Below are 13,364 nucleotides of genomic sequence, written 5' to 3'. Positions count from 1 at the left end.
CGCCGAAGTGGACATCCGCGCGCACATTCGCACGGGCGTCCGGACGCCGCTCCACCGGGCGTGCGGAGTGAACCCCGGTGGCGGCGCACCTCTGTGCGCTCTTCGCCCGGGACCTGGCCCGCAGGACGATGGCCGGGCGCCGCCGGCAGGGCGCGCACGACACGAGCGAGGAGCGGACATTGGCTGTGGTGATGTTCATGCGCTGGACGGGTGTGACCCCCGAGCAGTACGACACCGTTCGGGACACCGTGGGCTGGGAGGAGGCGGCCCCCGCGGGCTCGCAGGTGCACGTGGCCTGGTTCGACGACGAGGCACTCAATGTCACCGACGTGTGGGACTCCGAGCAGGCCTTCCAGACCTTCTTCGCCGAACGGCTGGCTCCCGCCGTGGAGAAGGCCGGCATCACCGGTGGGCCGGAGAGTGATTTCCGACCGCTGCATCGGCGCTTCGTCACCCCGGGAGTCGTCGGGGGCGCCTGATCGCGAGACCCGTGGCCGGGCGGGCAGCCGCCGACGAGCAGGCGGGTCAGCGGCCCTTGCGCACCCGGGCCGCCGCGCGGGCTTCGGCCGTCTTGCGGGCCTCGGCGGCCTTGCGGGACTCCTTGGCCGGGCGGCCCGGACGGGTGCCGATGCCGCGGAAGGGGGCGTTGCCGGTGGGCTTCGTGCCCGCCGGCGCGCGCTTGGCCCCGGTGATGGCCGTCAGCTTCTCCTCGCCGGAGCGCACCTGGGTGACGGTCGGCCGGATGCCGGCCTCGGACATCAGGCGGTTCACCTCGCGCCGCTGGCCGGCCGTGACGAGGGTGACCACCTTCCCGGACTCCCCGGCGCGTGCCGTACGACCGCCCCGGTGCAGGTAGTCCTTGGCGTCGGCGGGCGGGTCGACGTTGACGACGAGGTCGAGCGCGTCGATGTGGATGCCGCGAGCGGCGACGTTGGTGGCCACCAGCACGGTGACCTCGCCGTCCTTGAACTGGGCGAGGGTGTGCGTGCGTTGGGGCTGCGACTTCCCGCTGTGCAGGGCCGCCGCCCGTACTCCGGCGGCCCGCAGGTGGCGGGTGAACTGGTCCACCCCGGCCTTGGTGTCCAGGAACATCAGGACCCGGCCGTCCCTGGCGGCGATCTCGGTCGCCGTGGCGTACTTGTCGGCGCCGTGGACGTTCAGCACATGGTGTTCCATCGTCGCGACCGAGCCCGCCGTGTGGTCGACCGAGGCGAGCACGGGGTCGTGCAGGTGGTCCTGGACCAGCCGCTCGACGTCGCGGTCGAGGGTGGCCGAGAACAGCAGCCGCTGCCCGTCGGGGCGGACCTGGTCCAGGATGTCCGACACCTGGGGCAGGAACCCCAGGTCGCACATCTGATCCGCCTCGTCCAGCACCGTGATCCGCACCTGGTCCAGCCGGCAGTCGCGGCGGGACACCAGGTCGGCGAGCCGTCCCGGCGTCGCGACGACCACCTCGGCACCGGTGCGCAGCAGCGCCGACTGCCGGTTGATCGACAGGCCGCCGACCACCGTCGCCAGCCGCACGCCCAAGGTCTCCGCGTACGGTACGAGCGCGTCGTGCACCTGCTGGGCGAGTTCCCGGGTCGGCACCAGGACCAGCGCGAGCGGGCTCTTCGACTCCGCGCGCAGGCCCGCGGTCCGTACGAGGAGCGGCAGTCCGAAGGCCAGGGTCTTGCCGGAACCGGTGCGTGCCCGGCCCAGCACATCGTGGCCGGCGAGCGCGTCGGGCAGTGTCGCCGCCTGGATCGGGAAGGGCTCCGTCACACCGCGTTCCGTGAGCGTCACGACCAGTTCGGGCGGCAGTCCGAGGGTCGCGAAGGATTCGGCCGGCGGCGACGCGTTCATGGGAGCCTTCCTCGGATCGATGCCCGCAACGCGCCGGGGCCCGCACCCCTCGGTACGGGCCCCGGCGATCTCGAAGCGTCCGTCCACTTTATCAGCGGCCGTCCACGGCACCCGCCGCTCCACCGGCCCGCGCGGTACTCGTGGTACACGCCGCCGGTACCGACCGTGAGGAAGTCGGCTCTGCGGGTCTGTGGATAGAGTTCTGTCGTCAGGGCTATCTGAAGTAACGGTCCGGCGTTCGGCACACGGCTGCGCCGGGCAGTGTGCATCACACCGAAAGTGACAGAATTTATTATGAGCAACGTCTACTTCGACATCACCATCGACGGCGCCCCCGCAGGCCGCATCGTCTTCAACCTCTTCGACGAGGTCGTCCCGAAGACCGCCCGGAACTTCCGCGAGCTGGCCACGGGACAGAACGGCTTCGGCTACGCGGGCTCCGGCTTCCACCGCGTCATCCCGCAGTTCATGCTCCAGGGCGGTGACTTCACCAACCACAACGGCACCGGCGGCAAGAGCATCTACGGCGAGAAGTTCGCGGACGAGAACTTCGACCTGAAGCACGACCGCCCGTACCTGCTGTCGATGGCGAACGCCGGCCGCAACACCAACGGCTCGCAGTTCTTCGTCACGACCGTCGTCACCTCGTGGCTCGACGGCAAGCACGTCGTCTTCGGCGAGGCCGTCGAGGGCCAGGAGATCATCGACAAGATCGAGTCCCTGGGCTCGCAGTCGGGCGCCACCAAGGCGAAGATCGAGATCGCCGCGTCGGGCGTCGTCGAGGCCTGAGCCGGACCCGCTGTCCAGGCGACCGGGCCCCGGGGACGATCACTGTCCCCGGGGCCCGGGCTGTTTCCGCGCGTCGCGGGCGGCGTGCGACGTGGACCGCCAGGAACCGCCGGAACTGACCGACCGAACAGTTACCAAGTCCGATCACCTCTGACCGTTTCGCGCGAGAGGGTTTGGCGCCGCGCTCGGGCCGTGCAGGATGGGACCGTGGTAGGCAACCTCCCCGTCGTGACGACCAGCTTCGTCGGCCGCGCAAGCGAACTCGACGCGGTCAGAACGGCGTTGACGCAGCATCGGTCGGTCACCCTCACCGGGGGCGGAGGCGTGGGCAAGAGCCGCCTGGCCCTGCGCGTCGCGGAACAGGTCCGGGACCGGTACGCCGACGGGGCCTGGTGGATCGACCTGTCGAACCTCTACGACGACCGGCTGTTCACCGCCACCGTGTGCGACGCCGTCGATCTCCTGGACCACAATCCGCGCGCTCCCGTCGAGGCGCTGTGCGAGTGGCTGTCCGGCCGGCAGGTGCTGCTCGTCTTCGACTGCTGCGAGCGCGTCCTGCCCGCCTGCCTTCTGCTGATGAGCGAACTCCTCGCCTCCGCACCGGGGTTGACGGTCATGGCGACCAGCAGGCGGCCCGTCGGCGTCCGGGGTGAGCACCTCGTCGAGGTGGCCCCGCTCTCGACCGTCGACGGCGGTGCGAGCGACGCCGTACGTCTGTTCCGCGAGCGCTGTGCCACGGCCGCCCCGGAGGTGTCCCTCGACTCCCCCGGCTCGGCCGAGACCGTCGCCGCCATCTGCCACCGCCTGGAGGGCATCCCGCTCGCCGTCGAACTGGCCTGTGCGCGGCTGCGGGAGAACAGCCTCGGCGAGATCGCCGAGCGCCTCGCCTCACGCCTCGACACGCTCGTCGACGAGACCGTGTGGCCCCGGCGCCACCGGGCCCTGCGTACGGCGATCGGCTGGAGCCACGAACTGTGCTCCCCCTTGGAACGCCTGCTGTGGGCCAGGCTGTCCGTCTTCCGCGGCCCCTTCGACGCGGCGGACGCGCAGTCCGTGTGCGCCGGCGGTCCGCTGGACGCCGACGCCGTCCCCCGGCTCCTGGACCGGCTGGCCGACCAGTCCGTGCTCCAACAGGTGGGCGTCCGCTACCGCATGCTGGACACGCTCTGCGAGTACGGCGCCATGTGGCTCGCCGAACTCGGCGAGCAGCAGACGCAGACCCGGCTGCACGCCGCGCACTTCGCCACCATGCTGGAGGAGGCCGAGGCGGGCTGGCTCAGTGAACAGCAGGTCGCCTGGTACGCGCGGATCTCGGCGACCCACAGCGACGTACGCGCGGCACTCGACCACCTCATCGAGACGGACCCCGAGTCCGCCGTGGAGATGGCCGGCCGCACCGGCCTGTTCTGGCCCTGCTGCGGGCACCTCCACGAATCCCGCGACTACCTCGAACGCGCCCTGGCCCTCGACACGCCGAAGGGCCCCTCCCGCACCCGGGCCCTGTGGGCCCTGGGCATCACCCTCACCCTCCAGGGCGACCACCGCAGCGCCCTGCTCGTCGGCGAGGAGTGCACCGCCGCCGCGCACCAGGACGACGACCCGCAGTCCGAACTCTTCGCCGCCCACACCGTAGGCCTCACCCACCTCATGGCCGGCCGCCCGCAGGACGCCTACGAGGTGTGCGACCACGCCCTGATCACCCACGGCCAGTCGCCGCCCACGGGCGCGCCGCAACTGTGCTGCATGGTGATCCGCACCTTCGCCCACTCCGCGCTGGGCCGACTCTCCGAGGCCTACGAGGCGGCCGTCGCCCTGCGCCGGCTCAGCGTGCGCTACGGCGAGCACTGGGCGCGGTCGTACGCGTTCCACCAGCTGGCCTTCATAGACCTCCTCCAGGGTCGCGCGCACGACGCCGAACTCCATGCCCGGGCGATGCTCACCAGCAAACACAACCTGAACGACAATCTCGGCATCGCCCTCGCCCTCGACCTCCTCACCGGGGCCAACGCGGTACAGGGCAACGGCATCGCGGCAGCGCGCACGTCCGGTACGGGCAACACCTTCTGGCGCATGCTCGGCCACCCGAACCACGGCACCCCCGAACTGTCCGCCGTCCGCGAGGAATGGGAACTCCAGGCCCGCAAGGCGGTCGGCGACGACGCCTACGACAGCGCCTTCCACACCGCCCTCAACGACGACGCCGAACACGGCCTCGCCCTCGTGATGCAGGGACCGCTCGCGTCCTGAGGGCCGAACTCACTGAGGTGTTCCGAACGGCCCCAGGTACTCCCGCACCCGCCCGAGCGGCCAGACCTCGCCGATCTTGTGGGCGATGTCGAAGAGATTCGCCGCGTGGATGTCGGGGTCCCGGTCGCCGACCGCTTCCTCGGCCACGATCGGGACGAATCCGTGCTGCATGGCGTCGAGGGCGGTGGCGCGGACGCAGCCGCTGGTGGAGAGTCCGCCGATGAGGACCGTGTCGACCCGGGCGGCGGTGAGGTGGTCGGCCAGCCCGGTGTCGAAGAAGGCGCTCGGGCGCTGCTTCGTGATGGTCAGTTCGCCGGGTGCCGGTGCCAGGCCTTCGATGAAGTCGCCGTAGGGGCTGTCCTCGGCGAACACGCGCAGGCTCGGCACCTTGCGTAAGAAGATGCCTCCGTCGCTGCCGTCCGCTCTCAGCAGCACCCGGGTCACGACGACCGGGATCCCGGCCCGGCGCGCGTCGGCCAGCAGGGTCCGCATCGCGTCGACCGACGCTTCGACGCCCGCGTACAGCGGACAGTCCGGGTCGACGTAGGCGCGGGCGGGGTCCACCAGGAGCAGTGCCGGGGAGGTGCCGGGGCTGAGCCGCCCGTCGAGGCCGGCGCGCTCGTAGTCCTCCTGCTGGGAACGACGGGGCATGGCGCGTCCTTCCTGTCCGGACGGGCTCCCGGCGGACGGGGAGCGACGCCCGGAGGGGGCGGACGGCGGGTGTCCGGCTCCGGGGGTCGCCTCCGCCCGGAGAGGGATCAGCCGGACTGTGCGCGGGACTTCATCAGGGGCTGGATACGGGTACCGAAGTTCTCCAGGCCTTCGAGGAAGTCGTCGAAGACGAGCATGATGCCCTTGGTTCCCTCGACCTCGGCGACCTCGTCGAGCAGTTTCGCGACGGTCTCGTACGACCCGACCAGTGTGCCCATGTTCAGGTTCACCGCACCCTCGGGCAGCGCGATGGTCCGGGCGGTCGAGGTGCCGTCGGAGGTCGTGTCGGTGGCCGTCTCCCCCGCCATGTACGCCAGCGCCGCGTGGTCGGCGTTGTCGTGGTAGTCCTGCCACTTGGCGCGGGCGGCCTCGTCGGTCTCGTCGGCGATGACCATGAAGAGGGAGAGCGCGCCGACGTCACGGCCGGTCTCCTGGGCCGCGGCCACGAGTGTGGCGGTGGTGCCCGACAGGGCCAGCGGGGTGTTCACACCGCTGCCCAGGATGAAGTTGTACTCGGCGTGCTCGGCGGCGAAGCGGATCCCGGTGTCGCTCTGTCCGGCGGCGACGATGTCGATGTGGCCGTCCGCCGGGCGCGGGGACAGTACGCAGTCGTCCATCTCGTAGAACTCGCCCTTGAAGTTGCTGACGCCCTCGCTCCACAGCTCCTTCATCACGGTGACGTACTCGGCGGCGCGGGCGTAGCGGTTGCCGAAGTGGGCGTCGCCGGGCCACAGGCCCATCTGGGAGTACTCGCCGGGGGCCCAGCCGGTGACGATGTTGATGCCGAAGCGGCCCGGGGCGATCGAGTCGATCGTGGTGGCCATGCGGGCGACGATCGCCGGGGGCAGCACCAGGATGGGGGTGGAGGCGTACAGCTTGATCCGCTCCGTGGCGGCGGCCAGGCCCGCCATCAGGGTGAACGACTCCAGGTTGTGGTCCCAGAACTCCGTCTCGCCGCCGAATCCCTTGAGCTTGATCATCGACAGCGCGAAGTCGAGCCCGTGCTCCTCGGCCTTGCGCACGATGGCCTTGTTCAGCTCGAAGCTCGGCCGGTACTGGGGCGAACTCTTCGATATGAGCCAGCCGTTGTTCCCGATGGGGATGAATATGCCGATGTCCATGCCGCTCCTCGTTGGCGGGTGGGCGGTGAGCCTGACGGGGTGACAACGCGCGGGCATGATCAAGGGTTTCCGCCACGACCACGAAGGTAGCCGTCGGCCGTTACCCCCTCCCACCTCCTCCGTGAACGGCGCGCGCCCGGCCGTCACCCCTGTCCCACAGGGCGCGGCCGTCCCGGATGCCGAGTATTGTCACCCGAGGGAACATCGGCGGAACTTCGATGCAACTCGGCCTGGAATGGTGGCTGTTGAGAGCCGTGCGCGGCAGCTTGCGCCCAAGGGTGGGAGTCCTGCGGAGCCAGTGTCATGTGAGGCGGGAACGGTAAAATTTACGGTATGAACGCACGTCTGGCTCTGCTCGGCACTGTGGACCCCGGCGTCACCGAGAGCGAGGTCTTCCGGCTGGCACTGCAACACGCGGTGGGCGAGCTGGGCGCGCTCGGCGGAGCGATTCATCTGCGTGGCCCGATGTCCGCGCTGCGGCTGGTGTCGTCGACCGGTCTGCCTCCCGCCCTCACCCGCCCGTGGGAGATCATCGACCAGGAGGGCCCGACCGCCCCGGCCCAAGCGGTACGCCAGGGCAGCGGTGTGTGGGTACCGGTGGGGTCGGCGCCGATGAGCCGGTCCGGGGGACAGCGGCTCTCCTGGCCCGGCACCGGCCTGGCCGCCGTACCGGTGTCCGGCGGGGACCGCAGCATCGGCGCGCTCACCGTCCTGACCGGCGAGCGGGGCGAGCCCACACCCGCGCAGTGGGCCTTCCTCCGGGACCTGGCCACCTGGACCGCGGAGCGCATGAGCCAGGCACCGCCGCCCTCCGGCCCCTCCAGGGCGGAGTCGGCCGGGCACCGCGACCGGCTGCGGCAGGCGCTGAAGGAGGTCAGTGTCGGCTCGTGGGACTGGGACATCCGCAGCGGCGAGCTGATCTGGGACGAGGCGGCCCTGGAGCTCTACGGCACCCGTCCCGAGGAGTACACCGCGAGGGTCGAGAACTGGATGGTGTGCGTCCATCCCGACGACCTCGCGCCGACGCTGGACGCGGTGGACCGGGCGATCCGCGAGCACGGCGTGTTCGAGGCCGAGTACCGGGTGCGGCGCCTGGACGGCACCTACGGCTGGACCCAGGCCCGCGCGCGGGCGACCTACGACGAGCACGGCGAGCCCCTGCGGATGATCGGCGTGGGCTGGGAGAGCGACGAGTCCCGGTCCGCCCGGGACTCCCTCAGCCGGGCCCTGCGCCATATGAGCGACGGGTTCCTCGCCGTGGACGACGACTGGCGGATCACCTTCGCGAACCTGGAGGCGGAACGCACGCTGGGCCTGTCCGAGGAGGAGCTGTTCGGGCGCCTGCTGTGGGAGCTGCCGACCGTACGGAACGTGCCCGGTCTGGAGGACCGCTGCCGCAAGGCCGCGGCCGAGGAGACGCCGGTCGGCTTCGACGCCCAGCTGGAGGGCACCGGCCGTCGCCACCACCTGCGGCTGGTCCCGGGGCCGGACGGGGTCACGCTCTATCTCACCGACGTCACCGAGAAGCGGCAGCACGAGGAGGAGCGCAGGGCGTCCGAGCTGGCGGCGACCCGGCGCGCGGCCCGGATCGGGGAACTGACGGCCGCCCTCGCCAAGGCGACGACCTCCCAGGACGTGGTGGCCGCGGTGGCCCGCCGGGTGCTGCCGCCGTTCGCCGCCACCGGACTCCTGGTGCAGGCCATCGAGGGCGACCGGCTGCACATCGTGGGAGCGGACGGCTATCCGGAGGACTTCCTCGGTGTCGTCGACGGCCATACCAGGACCGGCGGCGAGCCGTCGTGGGACGTGATCGCGTCCGGTCTGCCCATGTTCCTCTCCTCGGTCGGCGAGTACGCGGCCCACTACCCCGATCTGGCCGCCCGGCCGGCCAGGGCCCGGAAGGAGGCGTGGGCGTTCCTGCCGCTCACCGCGTCCGGCCACACCTTCGGCGTCTGCGTCGTCGCCTTCGACAGCCCGCGCCGCCTCACCGACGAGGAACGCACCCTCCTCGCCACCATCAGCGCCCTCGTCGCCCAGGCACTGGAACGGGCCCGGCTCTACGACGCCGAGCACGACCGTTCCCGCGAGCTCCAGCGCAGTCTGCTCCCCCGGGCGCTGCCCGATCTGCCGGCCTGCACCGCCGCCGCCCGCTACCTCCCGGCGGGGCAGGGCATGGACGTGGGCGGCGACTGGTACGACATCATCCCGCTCTCGGGCGGCCAGGTGGCCCTGGTGGTCGGCGATGTGATGGGCCACGGTCTGCCGGAGGCGGCGACGATGGGCCGGCTGCGCACCGCGCTGCACACCCTCGCCGACCTGGAGCTGCCGCCCGACGAGATCATGAGCCACTTGAACGACCTCGTGGCCGGGATGGGCGAGGAGTCGTACGTGACCTGTCTGTACGCGCTCTACGACTCGACGACCCAGATCTGTTCCATCGCCGGGGCAGGTCATCCGCCACCGGCCGTCGTCCACCCGGACGGCACGGTGCACTTCCCTCGACTGTCGGCCGACCCGCCGCTCGGTGCGGCGGAACCGCCGTTCGAGACGGTCGAGTTGAAGGTGCCGGAGGGCAGTCTGCTGGTCCTCTACACCGACGGTCTGGTGGAGTCGTCGAAGCGTGAGATGGACGAGGGCATGGCGGATCTGGCGCGGCTGCTGAGCGCGGCGCACCGGTCCGGCGGGGAGGCCGACCTCGGGCGGGCGGGGCTGGAGCGGCTGTGCGACACCCTCACGGCCGGACTGCTCCCCGAGGAGCAGCCGACGGCCGACGACGCCGCTCTCCTGGTGGCCCGGCTGCACGCGCTGACCCCCGACCGGATCGCCTCCTGGCAGCTGCCCGAGGACCCGCGAGCGGCCGGCCAGGCCCGGCGCCATGTGCGGGAGCAGCTGAGCACCTGGGGTCTGGAAGAGCTGACCCCGACCACGGAACTCCTGGCCAGCGAGCTGGTGGGCAATGTGGTGCGGCACGCCAAGGGCCCGGTCAGTCTGCGTCTGCTGCACGGCGCCGAGCTGATCTGCGAGGTCTTCGACGGCAGTCTGACGATGCCGCGCATCCGGCGCGCCACGGACACGGACGAGGGCGGGCGCGGACTCCAGTTGATCACCGCGCTCACCCAGCGCTGGGGCACGCGGTACACGTCGACGGGCAAGTGCATCTGGACGGAGCAGGCGCTGACCACCTCGGGCACCCGGCAGGAACTGCCGTCCGACGCCTTGGAGTTGATGTTCCCGAGCGTGGAGGACTTCACCGGGGACCTCGACTCGCTGCCCTTCGGGGACGAGGACTGACGCCACCGTCGTAATCCGGCCAGGCTCCCCGCGCTCACAACGTACTCATGGGTAAGGCGAGTTGGAGCTGTTATTTTCCCCTGCAAGATCCCCGGATCTTCCGCAGCTCCCCACCCGCACTCCCCCACCGAGGCCGCCATGCCCAACTCCCCTGCCACCGACGAGGCGAGCAGACGCCACCGCAAGAGCGGAACGGCCGGTCCGATGCTCCGCCGGGCCGCCGTCATCGCGGTGACCGCCCCGGTCGCCGGAACGATCCTGTTCGGCACGTCCGCGTTCGCCGCCGGACAGACCGCCGCCACCCTGGACCCCGCCGAGCAGCAGATCGCGGACAACCTCGACACCCGCGTCCAGGACATCCGGCTGGGCAGCACGCTCAGCGGCGTGGTCATCGACGCCGGGTCGAACAACGTCGTGTGGGGCCATGACGCGACCACCGCGCTGATGCCGGCGTCCAACACCAAGCTCGCCACCTCGACCGCCGCGCTCACGGTCCTCGGCCCCGACCACCGCTTCACCACGAAGGTCGTCTACGAAGCCGGCACCCTCACCCTGGTCGGCGGCGGGGACCGCACCCTGACCTCCGCCGACCTCGACGCGATGGTCACGACCGTCGTCGCGGGCCTGAAGAACGCGGGCCTGACCTCGGTGAAGGTCCAGGTCGACGACAGCCTCTTCCCCGAACCTTCGCTCGCGGTCGGCTGGAACGACGGCTACTACCCCGACTCCATCGCTCCCGTACGGGCGTTGGTCGTCGACGGCCACCATGTCACGGACACGTCCCTGGACGCCGGGCAGACCTTCGCGCGGCTCCTCGCCAAGCAGGGCGTCACCGTCACCGGCACGGTCACGCACGGCCTCGCGGGCAGCGGGGCCGTCCCGGTGGCGGAGCACCGGTCCGCGGCCCTGTCCGCGATCGTGGAGCACATGCTCAAGGTGAGTGACAACGATATCGCCGAGACCCTGCTCCGGATGACCGCGCTCGCCTCCGACCGCCCGGCCACCTTCGAGGACGGCACGGCGGTCGTCCGCCAGGTCCTCACCCAGTACGGCATCTCGCTGGCCGACTTCGAGATCCATGACGGCAGCGGACTGTCCCGCGCCAACCGCATCCCGGCACAGACCATCGCCGACATCCTCGACCTGGCCGACAACCCCACCAATGCCGCGACGCTCAAGTACATCGTGGACGGGCTGCCCGTCGCGGGCGAGGCCGGGTCGACGCTGGGCCCCGAGTGGGGCCGGTTCGACACCGCCGACTCGCAGTGCGCGGTCGGCAAGGTGATGGCCAAGACGGGCACGCTCACCGGGGCCATCGCACTGAGCGGGCTGACGAAGGCCGCGGACGGCGAATGGAAGATCTTCTCCTTCATCGAGAACAACTCCACCGCCGACCCGGCCGCCATCAAGGACGCCCTCGACGGCCTCGCCGCCACCGTCAACGGCTGCTGGGCGTAAGGCAGTTCGACCCTCGGCTACGGCGCCGTGAACAGCCCGGGGAAGCGCGGCCCGAGCCACGGCCTGCGACCCCAGACGATCACCTTGGCGCGGGCCATGGTGGCGGGAGCGCTCCAGCGGCCGAGGGCCAGCAGCACGAACGCGACGGGGTCGATGGCGATCGTGCAGTCGGGCCGCCGGGGCGGCTCGTCGCCGACCGTGGGGACACCGTCGTCGAAGGTGACGGCGAAGCGCTCGCGGCCGGTCCGTATCACGTAGCACGCGTGATGGCCGGCCGCGCCCGCGCTCACCACGCGCGGCATGGCGAGCCGTATGAAGGGCAGCGTGAGCAGCGCGACGTCCCGGCTCACCATGTGCGGGCGGCCCAGCGCGACCGCGATGTCGTAGCCGTGCCCGAGCAGATGCGTGAGCAGGTACGAGGCCAGGGTGGCCAGATCCATCGGTCCCATCGGTGTCAGCACCGGCTCCTGCGGGGAGCGTCCGGCTGCGGCCGTGACGAAGGCACGCGCCTGGTCCGCGATCACCGCGCCGAGGACCACCGGGTCCCGCTCCGGGAAGGCGGCCAGGGACGCCCTGTTGGCCACCGCGAGCCCGCCGGGCGTCCCGTCGCCGTAGGGCCGCACCTTCCCCGCCCCGATGTCCCCCATCAGCTTCCCCGCCAGCGCGAGGTGCGCCGCCGCCTCGCCCACGGTCCACTCGGCGCCCGGCAGCGGTGTACCCGGGTCCGTCCCCGCCGGGAGCAGCGCGGCGATCCGGTCGGCGGTGGCGGTGATGGCGTCCTCGACTGTCATGGACGGGATCGTGTACGGACCCGGCCCCCGTGTCCAGAGAAGCAGCCCGAAAGGCGCCCCCCTTCAAGGAAGAGGGGCGCCGATCCCGCGAGCCGAGCAGGGTGGCGGCTCGGACACGGTGGTCACTCAGACGAAGACGGCACTGATGTCACCGGCGAAGTAACCGCTGCCCGCGTAGGCCCATGAGGTGGCGGGCGCGTTGACGATGTTGCCGCCGATCGTCGTACAGCCGCTCTCCTTGCACGCCGTGCCGACGACGTAGTAGCGGCCGGTGCTACAGCTGACCCCGACGTACTTGCCGTCAGAGGTGCGCGAGGTCGTGCACGAGGCGTTGGCCTGGTCCGACTGGGCGGCGGCCGGGGTCGCCAACCCGATCGCGGCCACGGAGGCGACGGCGCACAGGGTTGCCGCGATGCGTGCCCGAGTCTTCATGATGGATCTGCCTTTCACGAGAAGGGATGTCCGACAGGAGACGGGAGACAGGAAACGGGAGACGGGAGACGGAAGTCGGGACCGCGACCTGTCAGCAGTTCTTTATCCAGTGGACCCAGTACCAGGGAGCGTCCGGGTCCTGTGAGAAGGCACCCGCGTCGTGCCACTTCGAAACTCCGTAGTCGTCCAGGAAATTCGCGACGGTGCCCTTGGACTGGTTATTGATCCAGGAGCCGTTTTCGAGCCACGGAATGCGGTAGTTGTAGCAGGCCCACATGCTGATCTTGTCGCCCGTGTACCAGGTGTTCTTCCATGCGCACATGGTGTAGCCCGGGCAGAGTTCGACCAGCGGTTTCCTCGCCGCGTTCGCACTGGGGCCCGTCTTCCCACCCGGCAGGGCCAGTTCGATCTCGCCCCGGTCACCGAGCAGGATCTTGTTCACGGACACCTGAGTGCCGCCCGTCGTGGCGACATAGGTGTCCGCGCGCGCCTGGAGTTCCCGGGCCTGTGAGGTGGTCAGCCCCAGTTCCCTCGCCTGCGCGGAGAAATCCGCACGGGCGGTCCCGTTCGCGCCGACGGCCACTCCGGTCGCCGACGCGAGCAGGAGAAGTCCTATCGCGAGGACGGTGAACAGACCACGTCCCGCCCCGTTCCGCATGCCCATAAGACAGCTACCCCC

Annotated in this window: 11 protein-coding genes; 5 read left to right on the top strand and 6 right to left on the bottom strand. The window is 70.9% G+C overall.

Annotation, left to right across the window (positions count from 1 at the left end; all coding sequences use genetic code 11):
• The first annotated feature begins 77 nt into the window (after positions 1 to 77).
• The gene (locus ACIQPR_RS25600) at positions 78 to 479 is read left to right on the top strand and encodes a hypothetical protein (protein ID WP_403652358.1); all 402 of its coding nucleotides are present in this window, start codon (positions 78 to 80) and stop codon (positions 477 to 479) included.
• Positions 480 to 525: 46 nt separating this feature from the next.
• On the opposite strand, the gene ACIQPR_RS25595 is transcribed toward ACIQPR_RS25600, so the two are convergent.
• Entirely contained in the window at positions 526 to 1,845 is a 1,320-nt protein-coding gene (locus tag ACIQPR_RS25595; protein WP_403652355.1) for a DEAD/DEAH box helicase, read from the bottom strand.
• Positions 1,846 to 2,139: 294 nt separating this feature from the next.
• Here ACIQPR_RS25595 and ACIQPR_RS25590 point away from each other — a divergent pair, with 294 nt between their 5' ends.
• Entirely contained in the window at positions 2,140 to 2,634 is a 495-nt protein-coding gene (locus ACIQPR_RS25590; protein WP_403652352.1) for a peptidylprolyl isomerase, read from the top strand.
• Positions 2,635 to 2,862: 228 nt separating this feature from the next.
• A complete protein-coding gene (locus ACIQPR_RS25585) occupies positions 2,863 to 4,881 on the top strand; it encodes an ATP-binding protein (protein ID WP_403652349.1) in 2,019 nt (672 codons plus the stop codon).
• 9 nt (positions 4,882 to 4,890) lie between these two features.
• Here the strand turns inward: ACIQPR_RS25585 and ACIQPR_RS25580 are convergent, their stop codons facing one another.
• Both ACIQPR_RS25580 and rutA read right to left on the bottom strand, forming a co-directional pair.
• Complete coding sequence (locus tag ACIQPR_RS25580) at positions 4,891 to 5,532, bottom strand: isochorismatase family protein (protein WP_403652346.1); 642 nt, start codon at positions 5,530 to 5,532, stop codon at positions 4,891 to 4,893.
• A gap of 107 nt (positions 5,533 to 5,639) precedes the next feature.
• Positions 5,640 to 6,713, bottom strand: coding sequence for a pyrimidine utilization protein A (rutA, locus tag ACIQPR_RS25575; protein ID WP_403652343.1), 1,074 nt, complete (start codon positions 6,711 to 6,713; stop codon positions 5,640 to 5,642).
• A 333-nt stretch (positions 6,714 to 7,046) separates the two neighbouring features.
• On the opposite strand from rutA, the gene ACIQPR_RS25570 reads away from it, so the two are divergent.
• Together ACIQPR_RS25570 and dacB are read left to right on the top strand one after the other, a co-directional pair.
• On the top strand, positions 7,047 to 10,004 hold the full coding sequence (locus ACIQPR_RS25570) for a SpoIIE family protein phosphatase (RefSeq protein WP_403652340.1): 2,958 nt from the start codon (positions 7,047 to 7,049) through the stop codon (positions 10,002 to 10,004).
• Between the two features lie 138 nt (positions 10,005 to 10,142).
• Positions 10,143 to 11,462 carry a D-alanyl-D-alanine carboxypeptidase/D-alanyl-D-alanine-endopeptidase gene (gene dacB, locus ACIQPR_RS25565; RefSeq protein ID WP_403652337.1) on the top strand — a complete coding sequence of 440 codons (1,320 nt, stop codon included), beginning with the start codon at positions 10,143 to 10,145 and terminating at the stop codon, positions 11,460 to 11,462.
• A gap of 17 nt (positions 11,463 to 11,479) precedes the next feature.
• Here the strand turns inward: dacB and ACIQPR_RS25560 are convergent, their stop codons facing one another.
• The 3 genes from ACIQPR_RS25560 to ACIQPR_RS25550 all read right to left on the bottom strand — a co-directional run bounded on the left by ACIQPR_RS25560 (position 11,480) and on the right by ACIQPR_RS25550 (position 13,343).
• Positions 11,480 to 12,253, bottom strand: a complete 774-nt coding sequence (locus ACIQPR_RS25560) for a maleylpyruvate isomerase family mycothiol-dependent enzyme (RefSeq protein WP_403652334.1) — start codon at positions 12,251 to 12,253, stop codon at positions 11,480 to 11,482.
• 126 nt (positions 12,254 to 12,379) lie between these two features.
• Entirely contained in the window at positions 12,380 to 12,685 is a 306-nt protein-coding gene (locus tag ACIQPR_RS25555; RefSeq protein ID WP_403652331.1) for a hypothetical protein, read from the bottom strand.
• Between the two features lie 91 nt (positions 12,686 to 12,776).
• Positions 12,777 to 13,343: a hypothetical protein gene (locus tag ACIQPR_RS25550; protein ID WP_403652328.1), complete on the bottom strand. Its 567-nt coding sequence runs from the start codon at positions 13,341 to 13,343 to the stop codon at positions 12,777 to 12,779.
• Positions 13,344 to 13,364: the final 21 nt, after the last annotated feature.

This window comes from Streptomyces sp. NPDC091280, from assembly GCF_044768565.1.
Taxonomy (GTDB): domain Bacteria; phylum Actinomycetota; class Actinomycetes; order Streptomycetales; family Streptomycetaceae; genus Streptomyces.
This window is presented reverse-complemented; position numbering and strand designations above follow the sequence as displayed.